We start from the raw sequence: 17,920 nt of genomic DNA, 5'->3' as shown, positions 1-17,920 counted from the left end.
CCTGTCGGAACCCGCCGGGAGACTCTCAGACAAATGTCGTAGGTCTTACTGGACGTGTTGCAGATGGACCCTGAACCAGTCGAGCATGCGGGCACACTGGTCTACGCGCGCATCGAAGCCGAGGACGCCGTGGCCCTCCAGGGGATAGATCGCGAACGCGGCATCCACGCCCTGGTCGCTGAGAGCCGCGTACATCGCCTCAGCCTGCGACGGCGGGGTGGCGAGATCGCTGAGACCTGCGGTCAGAAGAGTCGGGGCGTGCGGCGGCGTTACCCTGCGAACGGGGCTGCGCGCGATGTAGTGGCTCGCACCGTCCAACGGATTCGAGCCCACGAGAAGTCGGTTCAGCTCTCGAAGATTGGTGGTCAGGTCGAGAAGCTGCCAGTCCGTCACTGGGGATCGTGCGACCGCGGCCGCAAAGAGGTTGCACACGCACGGAAGCCATGCCGCCAGGAAGCCGCCATAGCTGTTCCCGGTGATTCCGACAGGAACGCGCGGCACGATCCGTTCCCGCAGAAGGTGCTCGATGCCCGTGGTGATGTCTTTCGCATCCTGGCCGCCAGCATCGCCGAGTACCGCGGCCGCAAACTCGTTCCCACGTCCGGAGCTTCCTCGCGGGTTGGGGCAGAACACCGCGTAGCCCGCTGAGACCAGCAGCCACACATACTCGTCACGCGCGACCCAGTTGACGTGGAACGCACTGATGGGACCTCCGTGGGCGAGAACCACCAGTCCGCTGATCTTCTCCGGGCGAATGAGAAGACCCTCAATCCGTGCACCGTCACTCGACTCCCACTCCACGACGTCGCACTCTCCAGACAGTTCAATGACGCGGTCAGTGGCCGGTGACGCAGTGCTCAGCAGCTGTGTCGGCATGCCGACCCCGGCGACTCGACACAGGGCAGGGGGAACACGATGGCCTTCCAGCACGGCGAGCACGTCACCGCTGGCCATCTGACCGGCAATCGGCACATCCGAGCCGCTCGTCAAAGTCGTGCTGCTCCACAACGGCCGGAAGAGCTGGCCGGCGGGATCCACAGTCCCGATGACCACTTCGAAGCCCCGATGTCCGACGACGAGCAATTGTCCATTCGGTGTCCATTCGCTCAGCGACGCGTGCACCTGGTCGAGTTCCACACGGCGACCATCGATGACCACGTCTCCCGCGAGAACGCCTCGATCCGACGCTGGGCCCGTCAGCACCGACCAGTGCAGTCCGTCGTGGCTCAACCGGGGCCATGCAAGCTGATACGGCGATCGACAGACCTCGATCTCTCCCGCGCCACCGCTGATCCGCAATGTCGCGCCGTACCAGGCCCCTTCACCTGCGTGTTCGCTCGCAAGCATCAGCACGGAGTCGCCGCGGGCGTCGAAGTCCCAGACATTCGCATCCGTCACCGTGCGCACATGACCGGCCGAGTCACGTATCCGAAGGACGCGCCGCCCCTCGGATGCAGGCATCACTCGGGGGTACCAGTTGGGCCGAGACGTGTCGGCGACAACGCCGGAACCATGGACGTCCGAGAGTTCAGCACCGACCTCCGCCTCGAGGAAGTACAGGCCGTCGTCGGTGCTGCGGAGCGATTCGATCGCCCCGGTGACTTCGAGCAGCACCTCCGCCTCGAGAGTGTCGATGTCGACCTCGACGATCTCGTTTCCCCCCGCTGAACCGCGGGCCACCAGAACCCTGCATCCGTTCGCGTGCCATGTCGCTGCACGGACGTCCTGGCAGCCGGGGATCGTGCGCTCTTCACCCGTGACGGTGTCGAACAGCTCGAGTTCCGACCGCGTGCCCCAGGAGACACGCCGTCTCACTCGCAGCACTGCGAGCGGAAGCCGTGGGTGGATCTCGATCGACTCGATATCGACGACTTGCCCGGCTTCGCCTCGACAGATAGCCAACTGGTCCCGCACCCATGCTTCCGTATCCATCACTCTCCGATTCAGTGCTGATTCCGTCTGATTCTGTCGCGACGCGACCCGACAGGATCAACACTGACCATCGGTCCCCATTGACACGTCCTACGGGTGTCGAAGCACCATCGGCTCGCCATCGGCGTTTGTCGCACCGACGGACAAACGAGGCGCTCGCAACGTGTGGCCTACTCCGGTGCCAGCCGATCGCGTACCTTCAACCACAGATGCAGCATCAGGCGCGTCTCACCGTCGTCGAGATCGAGCCCGGTGACTTCCCGGAATCTCGTGAGGTGGTAATAGACCGTGGTTCGATGAAGATGCAGGTCGTGGGCGGTACGGATGACGTTCCCTGCGTTGCGGAGGTATGCGGCGACCAGATCGATGGCGTCAGCCTGCTCGAGTTCGACCTTGCTCAGCACGGGAGGCAATAGTCTGCGATCCACGATCGGCCGCACGGTTGCGGTCAACAACGTCGTCAGCGCATCCTCACCCCATACGCTCACCCGCTGTCCCTGCTGCAACGCGATCCGAGCCGCACTGAGCGCTTGATCGAAGGACAGCGCGATGTCGTCGAGTCGTGTGCGCGTACTGCCCACACCAAGCGAGACGCGCTCCGCGAGACGCAGATCCAGGCGCCGCAACTCGGTTGAGACGCGCTGACAGAGATCTTCGAAGGCAGCGGCGCTGAAGCTCGTGCGATGCCCGATGATCAGAATCGGCACCTCATCATTCACGCTCACGACACTCATCTCTCCGAGCCGAGACCGCTGAACGTGCGACAGTGCTCGCCGGACCAAGTCGACCGGCGCCTCACCGGAGGAATCGACGGCGAGGTCGGTGACAGCAGCGACCACGGTGAACCTGGAAGCGTCCGGGAATCGCTGCTCGATCAGCTCCGCCGCTGCGGCCGCCCTCTCCGCTGGCGACGTGGACAGAAGTCCTGTGACCAGTGGCTGGATCTTCTGTGCGTCCTCCACCTCCTGCTCGGCACGACGCACGAGCAGGCTGCGAACAGTCTCCGCGGCATCGATGCACTCGGCCATCTCTTCGTTGGTCAACGGCCCCGCCATCGTGACCCAGAGAAATCCGAGCAGCTCGTAACGCGACCAGAGCGGAAGACAGAAGCGCGCTGCATCCGCGCCGATCGAAGGATTTGCGGGCACCTCGCGCGGTTCTCGCCATCTGCGTGCGCCCGAACCGAGTACGTACTCCCGCGCGTCTCCTTCCACACGTCGCCCGACGAGCGACTGCATGCGTGCAGCGTCCGCATCGTTGAAGTGGGTGCTTGAGGCGACCAGCCTGAGGTCGGCGTCGTCGACGGCCACAGATCTTTGCAGTGACTGCGCCAGGCTCTCGATCACATCTTGAACCGATTCCATATGTCACCTCCTAATGCACTGGTGATGAACCCTCGTCGCGCTGAACCGTTTCCCCCGCTCGGCTGGCGGCAGGTGATCGCGCCGGCTGTGCACTGAACATTATCGGTGACCGTGACCCGGACATCTCAACGCAGGACCGAAGACAAGAGGAGACTCGTCTCACTGTTGACCACGCCTTCGGTCGAACGTATCGCACCCAGAATGCGGTCGAACTCGCCCAGGCCGGGCGCTCCGATCTCCGCGACCAGATCCCAGCCGCCGTTTGTGGAGTGGAGTGAGATGATCTCGGGCATCCCGCGAAGGCGGCGGATGACCGAATCCGTAGAGCGTCCAACCACTTCTATGAATGAGATCGCGCGGATGGCGAGTGGGTCGATTTCGTCACGTACGCGAACCGTGAAGCCCACGATGATCCCCTCAGCGACCAGTCGATTGATACGTCCCGTGACGGTTGGGCGGCTGACACCCAGATCCCGCGCAAGAGTGGCCACGGGTGCGCGTCCGTCCTTGCGCAGCGCAGAGAGCAGTTCGCGGTCAAGATCATCGAGAGATTTAACCATCTGGCAAGACTAGCCATGCATATAGGCATATTGCTACTCAATATGTAGACATATTGCGAGTTGCCTCGTCATTACGTCAGCTCCTAGCGTGGAAGGAAAGATTGGAGGACGCATGACGGAGTTCATCGGCGTTGACAACATGGTGCGCTGGATCTCACGGAACGGAGCAGAGCGGATCATCTCAGGCCTGCGGGCGAGGCTGGAACGCGACTTCCGTCGATGGGCGCAGTTCGACAAGACTCCTCGAATCGCGAGCCATACGCCGTTCGGCGTCATTGAGCTGATGCCCACCAGCGATCACGAGACGTATGGCTTCAAGTACGTCAATGGGCATCCGTCGAATCCAGCGCGGGGGTATCAGACGGTGACCGCGTTCGGAGTACTCGCCGACGTGCACAACGGCTATCCCACCTTCATCGCTGAGATGACGTTGCTCACCGCGCTCCGCACCGCCGCGACTTCGGCGCTGGCAGCCCGGACCCTCGCGCGACGCGATTCGACAGTCATGGCCTTGGTCGGCGCAGGCAGCCAGGCGGAGTTCCAGGCACTGGCCATGCGAGACGCCCTCGGAATCGAGACACTGCGCGTCTATGACATCGACCCGGACGCGATTGCGAAACTGGTCCGCAATCTCGGACCTCTGGGATTCGACCTCGTCGTATGCGACAGCGTCGCTGAGGCCGTGCGAGGAGCCGACGTGGTCACCACCTGCACAGCCGACAAGGCTCTTGCCGTCGTGCTGCAGGATGTCGACGTACGACCTGGAATGCACCTCAATGCGATCGGCGGCGATTGCCCGGGCAAGACAGAGCTCGACCCCGTGATTCTTGACCGGTCCGAGGTCTTCGTCGAATACGCACCGCAGACCCGCATCGAAGGCGAGATCCAGGCTCGTGGCACCGATTTCCCGGTGACGGAACTATGGGAAGTGCTGGCAGAGCGCCGTCCGGGCCGACAGCACAGTACGAGCATCACGCTGTTCGATTCGGTCGGATTCGCGATTGAGGACTATTCGGCTCTGACGTACGTTCAGGAATCGGTGAGGGGAAGTGAGTTCGTCGAGACCATCGATCTGGTAGCGGCACCGGATGACCCGAAGGACCTCTTCGGAATGATCGGGGCGCCCGCCCCGGTTCTGTGACATGGCGATCCAGGCTCCCGGCGCGGTCGTCCTGGTTCGTCCGCGCGCATTTTCGCCGAACCCGCAGACGGCGAGCGACAACACATTTCAGGCTGAGACCGCGCGCCCCTCAACGGCAGCCGCCGCTTATCGAGAGGTGACGGAGGTGGCGCGGCGATTGACTGATGCAGGCGTAACGGTGCACCTGTTCGATGACGACCGTCCGACGTGTCCCGACAGCGTCTTTCCGAACAACTGGTTGTCGACCCACCAAGGAGGACGAGTGGCGCTCTACCCGATGTATGCCCCGAATCGTCGCATCGAGCGACGGGGAGACATCGTGGAGTTCCTCAAGTTCCACTACCGAGTGCAGGAGATCGTTGACTATTCGGGTCTCGAACAGGACGGCCTCTTCCTTGAAGGCACCGGAGCTATGGTCCTCGATCACGAATCACGTATCGCGTACGTCGCGCGGTCGCGTCGTGCCGACCCCCTCGTTCTTGAACGCTTCTGCACCACATTCGGGTATGAGCCGATGGTCTTCGATGCTTTGGATGCGGCTGGCGTGCCCGTGTATCACACCAACGTTCTCATGTGCATCGCGAGCACCTTCGCACTTATCGGAGCAGACATGATCAACGATGAGACCCGACGCGCCGAGGTGACGGACCGGCTCCGAGCGAACGGACGCTCGGTCCTTTCGCTGTCGGAAGAGCAGGTGAGAGAGTTCGCGGGGAACGCCCTTGAGCTGTCACCAGGGACAGGCGAATTGCTCCTCTGTCTCTCCACACGCGCGCTCGCCGCTCTGACCATCACCCAGCGTGTGACGATCGAACGGACGCACCGGATTCTCCCGCTGGATATCCCGACAGTCGAGCTCGGGGGCGGATCAGTGCGCTGCATGCTCGCAGGAGTGCACCTCGACCCCCGGGTGTGCTCGCGGAATTGAACCAGCAGATCAGGTGCCACGGACGCCGGATCTGATCCGGCGTCGGGCCGAAGGCCGATCCGGCTGGCGAGCCCGACGCACGCAATCACGCGCAAGTCCATCATCAGGACAGTGCCCCCACTGGGATTCGAACCCAGACTGAAGCGATTTTAAGTCGCCTGCCTCTGCCGTTGGGCTATGGGGGCCGTCGCCGTCAGCCTAGCGGCCGCCGATACGCGGAACGCCCGCCACCCTGTATGGGTCGCGGGCGTTCCGAAGAACATCGATCAGGCGCTGGCCTTCGACTCCACCGGCTTCTTGACGGCGCCGTCGGTCTTCGGCTCGTCCTTCTTCGGCTCGTCCTTCTTGGGCGCAGCCTCGGCCGGCTGCGGCGGACGCGGACGGGCGGCGAACTGTTCGAACACCGCACGCGGCGTCTGCACGGCCTCGAGGCTCACGATGTCGCGACCGAGCCAGAAGTTGTTCCACCAGCCCCACAGCACGCGCCACTTGCGCTCCCACGACGGCATCGCCAGGCCGTGGTAGGCGCGGTGCGCGCACCAGGCGATGAAGCCCTTGAGCGCGAACCCGCCCGACTGGAACACGCCGTTGTACAGGCCGAGACCCGCAACCGCACCGGCGTTCTTGTGGAAGTAGTCCGTGGTCTTCTCACCGCGCAGAACGGCGACGAGGTTCTTGGCGAGACGCTTGGCCTGGCGCACCGCGTGCTGCGCGTTGGGCACGCAGTAGCCGCCGACGCCGCCGCCCGAGAGGTCGGGAACGGCCGAGACGTCACCGGCGGCCCATGCGCCCTCGACGAACTCCTCCGGCGTGCCCACGCGCAGGTCGGCACGGGTCCGGATGCGTCCGCGCTCTTCGACGGGCAGGTCGCCGCCGCGCACGACGGTCGGGTTCGCCATGACACCGGCGGTCCACACGATCAGGTCGCTCGGGAAGACCTCGCCCGTCGACACCTCGACGTTGCCGTCCGTGGCGTTGGTCACCTGCGTGTCGAGGTGGACGTACGCGCCGTGCGTGGCGAGCGACTTCAGCACCCACTCGCTCGTCTTCAGCGACACCTCGGGCATGATGCGCCCCATCGCCTCGATGAGATGGAAGTGCGTGTCTTCGAACGTGAGCTGCGGGTAGTTCTTCAGCAGGGCGGATGCCAGGGACCGCAGCTCTGCGAACGCCTCGATGCCGGCGAAGCCGCCGCCGACGACGATGACGGTGAGCAGCCGGTCACGCTCGGGACCGGCCGGCATGGCCGCGGCGCGGTCGAAGTTGCTCATCAGGCGGTCGCGGACGGCGACGGCCTCTTCGATGGTCTTCAGCCCGATCGCGTTGTCGGCGATGCCGGGGATCGGGAAGGTGCGCGAGACGGCACCGGCGGTGACGACGATCTGGTCGTACTCGTGCTGCCAGGTCTGCCCGTCGGCGCCGGTGAGGGTCGCCGTCTTGTGCGCGTGGTCGATGCCCGTCACCTTGGCGTTGATGACCGTCGTGCGCTTGAGGTGACGACGGTGGGCGACGACGGCGTGACGCGGCTCGATCGAGCCCGCGGCGACCTCCGGCAGGAACGGCTGGTAGGTCATGTAGGGCAGCGGGTCGACCATGGTGACCTCTGCCTCGCCCCTGCGGAGATGCTTCTCCAACTTCCAGGCGGTGTAGAAGCCGGCGTACCCACCGCCGACGATGAGGATCCGGGGCGTGGTGGTCGCGGCGGTGTTCACGGTGTGGAGAACTCCTAGAGATTCTTACGGCGTGGCGCGCCAGAAGGGCGCGCCGAACGAAGACGACGGGCAGCAACGGTGACACCCAACAGCACCAGTATAGCGGGCACGGTGACCGCCATCAGCGGGATGCTCCCGTAGAGGACCCGGTCACGGTCGGGAAGCAGCGGTGACACGGGCGTCGAGACGGGGTCGGCGCGCGGCAGCGGCGGCACCTCGACCGCCTTCTCGGTCGGAGCGGGAGACTGCGACGCCTGCACGGGTGCGCGCCGATAGAGCCTGATCCATTCCTCGAGCTGATGCGTGGGGCTGTCGCCGGAGACGAGCGGAACGTCATCGGAGACGGCGGCGGCGGCATCCACCAGTCCGTACCCGTACAGCGGGCTGGGCACCGCGGTCATCCCGGGTGCGCGGCGCGCGGTCTCGGTGATGCGCTCGATGACGTTCTCCGCGTCGAGCTCCGGGTGCGCGGCGCGGACCAGGGCGATGATCCCCGAGACGATCGGCGCGGCCCCGCTGGTGCCGTCCCAGACGACCACCTCCCCGTCGGCCGACACGCCGAGCAGCTGCTCGCTGGGGGCCGAGACGCCGATCGTGATGCCCTGCGTCGACGCGTCTCTGCTGGCCTTCTCCTCGGGGGTCACGCCCGCCACCGTCAGGACGCCCGGGATCGTCGCGGGTGCGCCCACGACGCCGGTCCCACTCCCCCGGTTGCCGGCGGCGACGACCACCACCGCATCATGCTGATAGGCGTAGAGGAAGGCCTCGTCCCAGCTCTCGTCCCAGTCGAGCGTGTTCGTCGTGAACGACAGGTTGATCACCTTCGCACCGTGATCCACGGCCCAGTGCATGGCCTTGACGACCTGCTCGGCGAACGGCACCGGCGGGCTCGCGTCGGGGAAGCCGATCGAGATGGAGAGGATGTCGGCCTTCGGCGCGACCCCGATCATGGCCTCCTTGTCGCCGTGGTCGCGCGCGGCCGCGAGCGAGGCGACCCAGCTGCCGTGGTTCGCGTCGAGGGTGCCCACGGGTGTGCGGCCGTCCGCAGAGCCGGCTCCCGACACATCCGTGCCGCCCACCACGGCGGGATCGAGCTCGGGCGCGTGGCCGACACCGGTGTCGATGACGGCGATCTTCACGCCCTTGCCCTTCGTGACCTCCCATGCCTTCGTGATGCCGTACTGATCCAGCCAGTACTCCTGTGCGCGGATCGAGTCGTCGTCGCCCTCGTCGTCGGCGGGGGCGACGGATGCCGCGGTGCAGGCCAGCACCGCGATGGCACCGGCCAGCAGCGCGGCCGCCAGCCGTCGGATCATGCCGCTCCCCCGGTCGGGTCCGCCTCATCGGCGGCCAGCAGCGGTCCCGGCTCGGCGCAGGCGCAGCGCGCGGGAGACCAGCGCGAGCGCTCCAGCGCCCGATCGCCGATCGGGTTGACGCCGGGTCCTGCGGCCAGCGCGTGCGCCGCGAGGGCGTGCAGGCACTTGACCCGCGTCGGCATGCCGCCGGCGGAGATCCCCTCGATCTCGGGCACGTCGCCGAACTGCGCACGATCGGCGAGGTACGCCTCGTGCGCGCGCCGGTAGGCGTCCTGCAGCTCGGCGTCGTCGGCCAGGGCGTCCTGCAGCTCGCGCATGACGTGATCCGCCTCGAGCCGCGACATCTCGGCGGTCGCAGCCGGGTGCGTCAGGTAGTACAGCGTCGGGAATGGCGTGCCGTCGGGCAGCCGAGGCGCCGTGGCCGCGACGGTCGGGTTGCCGCACACGCAGCGGGCGGCGATGCCGATGACGCCGCGGGCGGGGCGGCCGAGCTGGGCGCGCAGCACGACGAGGTCGGCGTCGTCGACGGGGGCGAACGGCGGGGTGGTCACGTCGTCAAGGCTAGCGGGGGTCGGCCGAACGATCACCGGGAACCGGTCGGCGACGGCGAGGGATGCTGCGACGAGCCGGAATCGTCGGAGACCGCCACGGCGGTCGACGCCAGACCCGATTCTGCGACCGACCGCACGAACTGCGACATCCAGTCGGTCTTCGTCGTCCCGACGGTGTCGCTGACGGGCGCCTTCTCACGCGGGATGTCGGCGTCGGGCAGATCGTCCTCCACGAGGTAGACGATCTCGCCCGGCTGCGTGAAATAGAGCCGCTCCCGCGCCTGGGTCGTGATGTATGCGGGATCGTCCCAGCGGGCGCGCTGCCGCTTCAGGTCGGCGATCTCGTCTGTGGTGACCTGCACCGAATGCTCGAGTGCGGCGATCTGCTGCCGCTGCCCGATGTAGGTGCCGACCGTGGGCACGAGCACGAAGACCGCGATCACCACCAGCCCCAGCATGATCGCCGTGAAGGCGGACAGCCGTGAGGCGGCGAGCCAGCCGCGTACATCGACCGTGCGGCGAGCGGCGGGTGCGGCATCCCGCGCCGGCTTCGTCTTCTGCGAGGATGCGGGCTTCTGTCCGGAGACGGAAGAAGGGGGAGTCGGCCGCTGGACCATGACTCCCCCTTCCTGCGCCTGAGACGGCGTCAGTCCTTGTAGCGCGGGAAGGCCGCGCGGCCGATGAACTCCGCCGCGTCGCCCAGCTCCTCTTCGATGCGCAGAAGCTGATTGTATTTCGCCACGCGCTCGCTGCGGGCGGGCGCGCCGGACTTGATCTGACCCGAGTTCACGGCGACGACCAGGTCGGCGATCGTGGTGTCTTCGGTCTCGCCCGAACGGTGCGAGAACATCGTGGTGTAGCCCGAGCGGTGCGCGAGCTCGACGGCGTCGAGCGTCTCCGAGAGCGTGCCGATCTGGTTGACCTTGACCAGCAGCGAGTTGGCGACGCCGAGGTCGATGCCCTTGGCGAGGCGCTCGGGGTTGGTGACGAACAGGTCGTCGCCGACCAGTTGCACCTGGGTGCCGATCTTGTCGGTGAGGGCCTTCCAGTTGTCCCAGTCGTCCTCGGCCAGCGCGTCCTCGATCGTGACGATCGGGTAGTCGTTCACCAGGCCCGCGAAGTAGTCGGTGAGCTGCTCGGCCGACCACGGCTTGCCCTCGACGGTGTAGACGCCGTCGGCGAAGAACTCGGTGGCGGCCACATCCAGGCCCACGGCGATGTCGCGGCCCGGGGTGAAGCCGGCCTTCTCGATCGCCTTGACGAGGAAGTCGAGGCCCTCGCGGTTGCTGGGCAGGTCGGGGGCGAAGCCGCCCTCGTCGCCGAGACCGGTGGCGAAGCCCGCCGCCTTCAGCTCGCCCTTGAGGACGTGGTAGGTCTCGGCACCCCAGCGCAGCGACTCGGAGAACGAGGTCGCGCCGATCGGGGCGAGGAAGAACTCCTGGAAGTCGATGCCGTTGTCGGCGTGCTCGCCGCCGTTGATGACGTTGAACAGCGGCACGGGCAGAACGTGGGCGTTCGGGCCGCCCAGGTAGCGGAACAGCGGCAGGTCGGCGCTGTCGGCGGCGGCGCGTGCGACCGCGAGGCTGACGCCGAGGATCGCGTTCGCGCCGGTGCGCGACTTGTTCTCGGTGCCGTCGGTGTCGATGAGGATCTCGTCGATGACGCGCTGGTCCGCGGCATCCACACCCTCCACGGCAGGTCCCAGCTCGTCGACGACGGCGGCGACGGCCTTGAGCACGCCCTTGCCGCCGTACCGGCTCTTGTCGCCGTCACGCAGCTCGTACGCCTCGAACGCCCCGGTGGACGCGCCGGAGGGGACGGCCGCACGCTGGACGATGCCGTCGTCGAGGAGCACCTCCACCTCGACGGTCGGGTTGCCGCGTGAGTCCAGGATCTCGCGTGCGTTGACTGCCTCGATAAGTGCCACGGTGACTCCTTGAGTGGTGGGCTGAAGTTCGTGGAGCGTCGTCGGTCCGCGCATGAGTCTACTCAGTGGCGCGCGCCCTGCCCATGGACGTGACGTCAGGCGTCGGCGGAGAGCCCCTCCACGATCTTCGTGATGCGGCGCTCGCGCGTGGCCGGCTGCTTCGCCTCGGTCACGGCGCGCACATGCTCCTTGCGGTACGTGAAGGCCAGCGCATCGAACGCGGCCCGCGCACCGGGCGCCGCGTCCAGCGCCGCCGCAAGATCGTCGGGCACTTCGACCGATCGCTCCCCCGCGTCGACCTCGACGAGAGCGTCGACGGCGTCACCGATCTCGACGCCGAGCTCCGCGCGCACCGCCTTCGACATGCCGATCAGGTTCTTGCCGCCCATGACGCCCAGCCGCAGCTGCGCAGAGCGATCGCCGATCGTCACCCGCACGGCGGCGCGACGCCCTCCGCCGAGCTGTTCGACCTGCGCATCGGTGAGCTCGATCGCCGCGGCAGGTCCCTGCGGCGCGAGAACGGTGTGGATCTGCAGACTCATGCTGCGATCCTGCCCCGTCAGCGGCGGGCTGTCACCCCCGGTGCTGCGTCGCGCCGGTCCGGACCGCTTCGAGCAGCGCCGCGCCGGTCGACGCATCGTCCACGGTCACGACGAAGATGCGACCGCTGCGGCGCGTCACCTCGATCGCGTCACCGGTGCGCAGCACGACACCGAAACGCCCGTCGGTCCCCAGCCGCACACCCCATCCGCCGAACTCGGCGAACGGATGCACCGTGATCTCTCGCACACCGGCGATCTCCTCAGGCCGGATGCGGAATCGCGGCCATCCGGCCGTCGAACGCACGAGGAGCCCTGCGGCATCGACCCGCACCCGAAAGCTCAGCATCGTGAGCATCAGCACACACAGGATCACGCACACCAGAGCGAGGATCCACCAGGACGGCACATCGAGCGACCACAGCACGACCGCCGTGGCGACGAGCACCAGCAGCGACACCGTGAGCGTCGTCACGCCGGCCCGTCCGGTCGTGGCGCTCGAGGTCCACACCGCGCGCTCCCCCGGCGCCAGCGGCAGCGGCGCCACCGCGGCGTTCGACCCGGCGGTCGCCGCCACCGCCGGCTGCAGGAACCAGCCCAGCACCGTCGTCGCGGCCGCCGCAGCGAAGCCGGCGAGCATCCAGCCGGTGACGTCGGGCGCGTCGGCCGCGTCGGCGAGGCCGCGCTGCACGCCGACGCTGGCCGGCATCGTGATCGCCATCATCACGCTCACGCCGAGACTCATCGCGCCCAGGAAGCGCGCGGTCGACGACCACTGCGGGCCTTCCGGGTCGCGCGGCGGCATCCGGTGCGAGAAGAGGGCCATCACTGCGAACAGCGCGACGAGACCGAGCGGCACCGCCAGACCGATCACCAGGTATGTCCACGCCGGCCCGAAGCCGTCCGGTCCGCCGCCGCCCGACCAGTGCGTCGCTGCGGGATCGGGCAGCTGCGGCAGCCAGATCGCGATCACGGTCGCCGAAAGCAGCGTGATCACGACCGGGACGATCACCCCGACCCACAGGAAGGCGCGGCGGGCAGCACGGACGTCGGGGGTCATACGACGGTCTCCTTCACGAGGGCGGCGACGGTGGCGGGCGACAGCCCCAGGGCTGCGGCGCGCCCGATGAGGGCGTGGATGTCATCGGCGAGCAGCGCCAGCGACGCGGCGGCGTCGGTCACGACGACTCCGCGTCCTCGGCGCATGTCGACCAGTCCCTCCTCGCGGAGGTTCTGGTAGGCCTTCAGCACGGTGTGCACATTGATTCCGAGGGATGCCGCGACCTCCCGCGCCACCGGCAGCCGGTCACCCGCCGTCAGAAGCCCCGAGGCCATCTCCGCACGCACCGACGCCGCGACCTGGTCGTACAGCGCGGTGTCGCTGGCGGGGTCTATCCGGATGAGCACATGCCTATTCTACTTCAACTAGAACAACTAGCCGCACTCTTTGTGCCTTCAGCACAGCGAATGCTCCGCAGCGGCGGCGGATTCGGCATCCTGAATCTCATGCGCGTCACCCCTCGCCGTCTTGCCGTCGGCATGAGCCTGTGGATCCCCAACCTGTTCAGCGGCATCCGCGTGAAACGCTTCTCCGACGACTGGACCCGCGTCACCGTCGAGCTGCACGTGAACGTGTTCACGCGCAACTATGTGAAGACGGCGTTCGGCGGCTCGATGTCGGCCATGACCGACCCGTACTACTTCATGCTGGTCATGCACCAGCTCGGCCCCGGCTACGTGATCTGGGACACCAGGGGCGAGATCGAGTTCGTCAAGCCCGGGCGCGGTGTGCTCACCGCGCACTTCGAGGTGCCGCCCGAGCGCGTCGCCGACATCCGCGAGCGGGCGCAGGGCGGGGCGAAGGTGCTCGAGTGGTTCGAGACCGACATCACCGACCGCGACGGCGACGTCGTCGCGCATGTGCGCCGTGAGGTGTACATCCGCGAGAAGAAGCGGATCACGCAGGCTGCGGCATCCTGACCTCTCAGCCCAGCGGCTTGGTCTCCAGCTCGGCCTGCCCGGCCGACACGGTGGCGAACGCCGTGTAGCCGTCGGCGGACGCGCGCTCGAGCAGTCCCTTGAGGTTCTTCGTGCGCGTCTCCAGCCGCACGCGGGCGCCGGCCGCGATCAGGCGCGCCTTGTGGGCCGCAAGCTCGGACACCGGCACGTCCTTATCGTGCACGAGCACGATCGCCTCGACCGCGTCATCCACCCCCTGCTCGACGAGGTCGACGATCCGCTCGAATCCGATCGAGAACCCGACCGCGGGCACGTCCTGCCCGAGGAAGCGTCCGATCATGCCGTCGTAGCGCCCGCCGCCGCCCAGCGAATAGCCCACGCTCGGGTGCGCCAGCTCGAAGATCGTGCCGGTGTAGTAGCCCATGCCGCGCACGAGGAACGGGTCGAACACGAGCGGCACGCCGCCCGGGCCGTCGCCCTCGGGCCGCGCCGCCGCGACGGCCTCGCCGATGCCGACCAGGTGCGCGACCACGTCGTCGGGCGCACCCTCGGGCAGCGCCTTGCGGATCTGCCCCTCGCCGAACGGCCGGTACTCGAGCGTCTGCGGGCGCCGCAGGAACGCCTCGAACGCGTCGACGGCGGCAGCATCCGCCCCGCGCTCGCGCAGCTCGGCGGCAACGCCCTCCGGGCCGATCTTGTCGAGCTTGTCGATCGTGATGAGCACGCCCGGGCGGGTGTCTGCCGCGAAGCCGAAATGCTCCAGCATCCAGTCGAGCAGCCGCCGGTCATTGATCCGGATGCCGCCGCCGTCGAGCCCGAGCGCGTCGAGCGTGTCGAGTGTGGCGACGGCGAGCTCGGCCTCGGCACGCGCCGAGGCGTCGCCGATGATGTCGATGTCGCACTGCATGAACTGCCGGTAGCGGCCCTTCTGCGGGCGCTCCGCACGCCAGACCGGCGCGATCTGGATCGCGTGGAACACCGTCGGCAGTTCACCGCGGTGGCTGGCGTAGAAGCGCGCGAGCGGCACGGTCAGGTCGTAGCGCAGGCCGAGGTCGGTCAGCGCCGCCGGGTCGTCGGCCGCCGCACGGATGGCCTCTGCGTCCAGGCCGCGCCGCAGGATGTTGTAGGCGAGCTTCTCGTTGTCGCCGCCGACGCCGGCATGCAGCCGGCCGTACTCCTCCATGACGGGCGTCTCGATCTCGTCGAAGCCGTGGGCGCGGTAGCGCTCGCGGATGACGGCGAGCACGCGCTCGCGGCGGGCCTTGTCGGCGGGGAGGAAGTCGCGCATGCCGCGCGGCGGATTCACGGTGGGCACGACGGCTATTCTTCCAGGTCGCCGCGTCCATCCGTGTCGCGAGGGGATGCCTCGGCCGCCCGCACCTCGTCCTCCAGAGCGCGCAGCCGCTCGCGCAGTGCGCGCTCGGCGTCCCAGCCGTGGACCCGCGCCGCCGCCACGAGCGCGAGCAGGGCGTCACCGAGCTCACTCTCGGTGGCCGGCGGCGGCGTGGCCGGCGCCGGCGTCTCGACGACCGCCCCCGCGCGCCCCAGCAGCTTCTCTGCGAGCGCGAGCGACGGCATCCGCTCGCTCACGCCCTCGAGCACCGACCGGCGCTCGTGCTTCTCCTGCGCCTTCGCCGCATTCCACAGCACGAGTACCTCGTCGGGCGTGCGCGCCACCGCATCGCCGAACACGTGCGGGTGCCGGCGCACCATCTTCTCCTCGAGCCCGCGCGCGACATCGTCGATGTCGAACGGCTCGTCGGGATCGCGCGCGGCGATCTCGGCGTGGAACAGCACCTGCCACAGCAGGTCGCCGAGCTCTTCGCGCATGTCGTCGCGCGTGCCCGCTTCGACGGCGTCGATGAGCTCGGCGCTCTCCTCGACCAGGTACGGGACGAGGTCGCGGTGCGTGATCTGCTGCGTCCAGACGCAGCGGTCGCGCACCGCCTGCATCACTTCGGCGACCCGACGGAGCGGATCTGATGCTGCGGGGCCGGGCTGCGGCATCCTCAGTCCCCCTCCGCCAGGAAGCGGGCGATGACCGCTCCCCACGCCCGGGTCTCGGCAAGAGTGCCTGCCACGGAGAAGTGCGAGTCGGGGATGAGCTCGTGCAGCTGCTCACCGGTGGAGACGGGATGCCCGGGGTCGTCGCTCCAGCTGAGGATCAGCGTCGGCACGTCCAGCCCTCGGACCGCGTCGCGCGGCGGCAGATCGGCCTGCGCAGCCCCGCGCAGCACCGTGGGCAGCAGGCGCTCGGGAACCCGCATCGGGAGCGGGGCGTCGAGCTGGGCGAAGATGCCCGGCGCGGGCATCGCGGCCTGCGCACGCTCGAGGGTCGCAAGCCCCTGCGTCTCGACGAGCTCGGCCATCTGCCGGTACATGTCGCCCTGGGCTGCGCGCGTCTCCCAGGCGGTGGGCGGCGCCGTCAGCACGAGATGCGAGAAGCGGTCGGGCCGGCGCACGGCGGCCGTCAGGATCGATCCGGTGCCCATCGAGCAGCCGACGGCGGCGACCGGCGCATCGGGCTGCACCTCGTCGATCAGGGCGAGGACGTCGTCGGCGAGGCTCGTCCAGGTGTAGGCGGTGTCCTCGAGCGGCCCATCGGACGCCCCGTGCGCGGGCCAGTCCAGCCGCAGCAGGCGGAAGCCGGCCGCCACGATCGGAGCGAAGTCGAAGATGCCGGCGTCCTCCATCGTGCGGCCGTCGTTCGTGAGCCCGTGCCCGAAGACGACGAGAGGGCCCTCACCCTCGACCGTCCACGTCATGCGTGTCGTCATGCCTGCTGCCTCCTGTGCGCTCGTGCACGCCACGATACGACCACCGCCGACACGAGGAGCGCCGTCATCGACCCGCACAGCACGCCGAGCACCGCGTGATCGCGGATCTCCGGGGCGGCGGGGAAGGCGAGGTCCGCCAGCAGCAGGGAGACGGTAAACCCGATGCCGCCGAGGGACCCCACGGCGATCAGATCGGAAAAGCGGATGCGGTCGATCGGCGCCACCCGCAGCGCCTTCTGCGCGATCGCCGCCGTGCCGACGATGCCGACGAGTTTGCCGACCGGGAGAGCGAGGGCGATGCCCCAGAAGACCGGCGAGAGCGTGCCCGCGCTCGGGATCGCCACGAGCGCCGCCGAGAGCGCGAACAGCGGCAGCACGACGCCGTTGACCCACGGCTCGAGCACGTGCGACGCCCGTACTCCGGGCCGCTGCGACACCGCCAGTCCCAACAGCACCCCGGCGATCGTCGCATGCACGCCCGACGCGAGCATCGCCGCCCACGCGGCGAGCGCCAGCACGATCATGGCGGCGACGATCAGCCGGCCGCCGCGCCCGCCCAGCGCACGGCTGAGCAGCCCGAACGCCACGATGAGCACGAGGGCGAGCAGCAGCATCCCGAAGCTCACATCGTGGGCGAAGAGCACCGCGATGAACACGATGCCGATGATGTCGTCGAGGATCGCCAGCGCCAGCAGGAAGACCCGCACCCGTGCGGGCAGTCCGCGTCCGACCACCGCGAGCACGCCGAGGGCGAAGGCGATGTCGGTGGCGGTCGGCACCGGCCAGCCCTGCGGCCAGCCCGCGGGCGCGGCGATGAGCAGGTACACGACGATCGGCATCGCCACGCCGCCCGCCGCCGCGATCGCCGGTAGGAGCGCGTTGCGTGCCGAGCGCAGCTGGCCGCTCGTCAGCTCGAACTGCAGCTCGACGGCGACGGCGAAGAAGAACACCGCGAGCAGGCCGTCGGCGATCCACTCGCCGACATCGAGCACGAACGGGGTGTGCGGGATGCCGAAGCTGACGTGCTGCGCGGCGAAGGCCGCGTCGGCGAGAGGCGAGTTGGCGAGCAGGATGCCGCAGGCGGCCGCGACCAGCAGGAGGATCGCCGCCAGCCGGGGCGAACGCAGGGGGTGGGACATATCGCCTCCGTCATCGTCGTCGACGTCGCGCGCGCGACGCCCGCCGACCAGACTTCCCGGCACACCGCGCTCCAT

18 protein-coding genes and 1 tRNA gene are annotated in these 17,920 nt (G+C 68.2%); 3 read left to right on the top strand and 16 right to left on the bottom strand.

Annotation, left to right across the window (positions count from 1 at the left end):
• Positions 1–45 precede the first annotated feature (45 nt).
• From ABMQ42_RS14600 to ABMQ42_RS14590, 3 genes are all read right to left on the bottom strand, one after another.
• Positions 46–1,914 (bottom strand): alpha/beta hydrolase family protein, encoded by a 1,869-nt coding sequence (locus tag ABMQ42_RS14600; RefSeq protein WP_349723725.1) that lies wholly within the window; start codon positions 1,912–1,914, stop codon positions 46–48.
• A 188-nt stretch (positions 1,915–2,102) separates the two neighbouring features.
• Positions 2,103–3,296 carry a PucR family transcriptional regulator gene (locus tag ABMQ42_RS14595; RefSeq protein ID WP_349723724.1) on the bottom strand — a complete coding sequence of 398 codons (1,194 nt, stop codon included), beginning with the start codon at positions 3,294–3,296 and terminating at the stop codon, positions 2,103–2,105.
• Between the two features lie 125 nt (positions 3,297–3,421).
• Positions 3,422–3,856, bottom strand: coding sequence for an Lrp/AsnC family transcriptional regulator (locus ABMQ42_RS14590; RefSeq protein WP_349723723.1), 435 nt, complete (start codon positions 3,854–3,856; stop codon positions 3,422–3,424).
• A 112-nt stretch (positions 3,857–3,968) separates the two neighbouring features.
• Here ABMQ42_RS14590 and ocd point away from each other — a divergent pair, with 112 nt between their 5' ends.
• A complete protein-coding gene (gene ocd / locus ABMQ42_RS14585) occupies positions 3,969–4,997 on the top strand; it encodes an ornithine cyclodeaminase (RefSeq protein ID WP_349723722.1) in 1,029 nt (342 codons plus the stop codon).
• 1 nt (position 4,998) lies between these two features.
• Complete coding sequence (gene ctlX / locus ABMQ42_RS14580) at positions 4,999–5,925, top strand: citrulline utilization hydrolase CtlX (protein WP_349723721.1); 927 nt, start codon at positions 4,999–5,001, stop codon at positions 5,923–5,925.
• 112 nt (positions 5,926–6,037) lie between these two features.
• Here the strand turns inward: ctlX and ABMQ42_RS14575 are convergent.
• The 9 genes from ABMQ42_RS14575 to ABMQ42_RS14535 form a co-directional block, all read right to left on the bottom strand.
• Positions 6,038–6,110, bottom strand: a tRNA-Leu gene (locus ABMQ42_RS14575).
• Between the two features lie 81 nt (positions 6,111–6,191).
• Positions 6,192–7,637, bottom strand: coding sequence for an NAD(P)/FAD-dependent oxidoreductase (locus ABMQ42_RS14570; protein WP_349723720.1), 1,446 nt, complete (start codon positions 7,635–7,637; stop codon positions 6,192–6,194).
• A gap of 14 nt (positions 7,638–7,651) precedes the next feature.
• Positions 7,652–8,953, bottom strand: coding sequence for a S8 family serine peptidase (locus ABMQ42_RS14565; protein ID WP_502884718.1), 1,302 nt, complete (start codon positions 8,951–8,953; stop codon positions 7,652–7,654).
• Positions 8,950–9,504, bottom strand: a complete 555-nt coding sequence (locus ABMQ42_RS14560; protein WP_349723719.1) for a DUF501 domain-containing protein — start codon at positions 9,502–9,504, stop codon at positions 8,950–8,952. The genes ABMQ42_RS14565 and ABMQ42_RS14560 overlap by 4 nt, the downstream gene beginning before the upstream one ends.
• A gap of 32 nt (positions 9,505–9,536) precedes the next feature.
• Positions 9,537–10,121 carry an FtsB family cell division protein gene (locus tag ABMQ42_RS14555; RefSeq protein ID WP_349723718.1) on the bottom strand — a complete coding sequence of 195 codons (585 nt, stop codon included), beginning with the start codon at positions 10,119–10,121 and terminating at the stop codon, positions 9,537–9,539.
• A 29-nt stretch (positions 10,122–10,150) separates the two neighbouring features.
• Complete coding sequence (gene eno, locus ABMQ42_RS14550; protein ID WP_349723717.1) at positions 10,151–11,431, bottom strand: phosphopyruvate hydratase; 1,281 nt, start codon at positions 11,429–11,431, stop codon at positions 10,151–10,153.
• Between the two features lie 95 nt (positions 11,432–11,526).
• The gene (locus tag ABMQ42_RS14545) at positions 11,527–11,973 is read right to left on the bottom strand and encodes a YdeI/OmpD-associated family protein (protein WP_349723716.1); all 447 of its coding nucleotides are present in this window, start codon (positions 11,971–11,973) and stop codon (positions 11,527–11,529) included.
• Positions 11,974–12,004: 31 nt separating this feature from the next.
• Positions 12,005–13,030 carry a DUF1648 domain-containing protein gene (locus tag ABMQ42_RS14540; RefSeq protein ID WP_349723715.1) on the bottom strand — a complete coding sequence of 342 codons (1,026 nt, stop codon included), beginning with the start codon at positions 13,028–13,030 and terminating at the stop codon, positions 12,005–12,007.
• The gene (locus ABMQ42_RS14535; RefSeq protein WP_349723714.1) at positions 13,027–13,377 is read right to left on the bottom strand and encodes a GntR family transcriptional regulator; all 351 of its coding nucleotides are present in this window, start codon (positions 13,375–13,377) and stop codon (positions 13,027–13,029) included. Before ABMQ42_RS14535 ends, ABMQ42_RS14540 begins: the two co-directional genes overlap by 4 nt.
• Positions 13,378–13,476: 99 nt before the next feature.
• On the opposite strand from ABMQ42_RS14535, the gene ABMQ42_RS14530 reads away from it, so the two are divergent.
• Complete coding sequence (locus ABMQ42_RS14530; protein WP_349723713.1) at positions 13,477–13,950, top strand: PaaI family thioesterase; 474 nt, start codon at positions 13,477–13,479, stop codon at positions 13,948–13,950.
• 4 nt (positions 13,951–13,954) lie between these two features.
• Here ABMQ42_RS14530 and hisS read toward each other — a convergent pair whose 3' ends face one another.
• From hisS to ABMQ42_RS14510, 4 genes are read right to left on the bottom strand one after another with little or no spacing between them, the layout of a single operon-like run.
• Positions 13,955–15,217, bottom strand: coding sequence for a histidine--tRNA ligase (gene hisS, locus ABMQ42_RS14525; protein ID WP_349723952.1), 1,263 nt, complete (start codon positions 15,215–15,217; stop codon positions 13,955–13,957).
• A gap of 32 nt (positions 15,218–15,249) precedes the next feature.
• Positions 15,250–15,936, bottom strand: a complete 687-nt coding sequence (locus ABMQ42_RS14520; protein ID WP_349723712.1) for a nucleoside triphosphate pyrophosphohydrolase — start codon at positions 15,934–15,936, stop codon at positions 15,250–15,252.
• A gap of 2 nt (positions 15,937–15,938) precedes the next feature.
• Positions 15,939–16,706: an alpha/beta fold hydrolase gene (locus ABMQ42_RS14515; protein ID WP_349723711.1), complete on the bottom strand. Its 768-nt coding sequence runs from the start codon at positions 16,704–16,706 to the stop codon at positions 15,939–15,941.
• Positions 16,703–17,845 (bottom strand): Na+/H+ antiporter NhaA, encoded by a 1,143-nt coding sequence (locus ABMQ42_RS14510; RefSeq protein ID WP_349723710.1) that lies wholly within the window; start codon positions 17,843–17,845, stop codon positions 16,703–16,705. The genes ABMQ42_RS14515 and ABMQ42_RS14510 overlap by 4 nt, the downstream gene beginning before the upstream one ends.
• Positions 17,846–17,920: the final 75 nt, after the last annotated feature.

The organism is Microbacterium sp. KR10-403 (assembly GCF_040196215.1).
Classification (GTDB): Bacteria; Actinomycetota; Actinomycetes; order Actinomycetales; family Microbacteriaceae; genus Microbacterium.
This window is presented reverse-complemented; position numbering and strand designations above follow the sequence as displayed.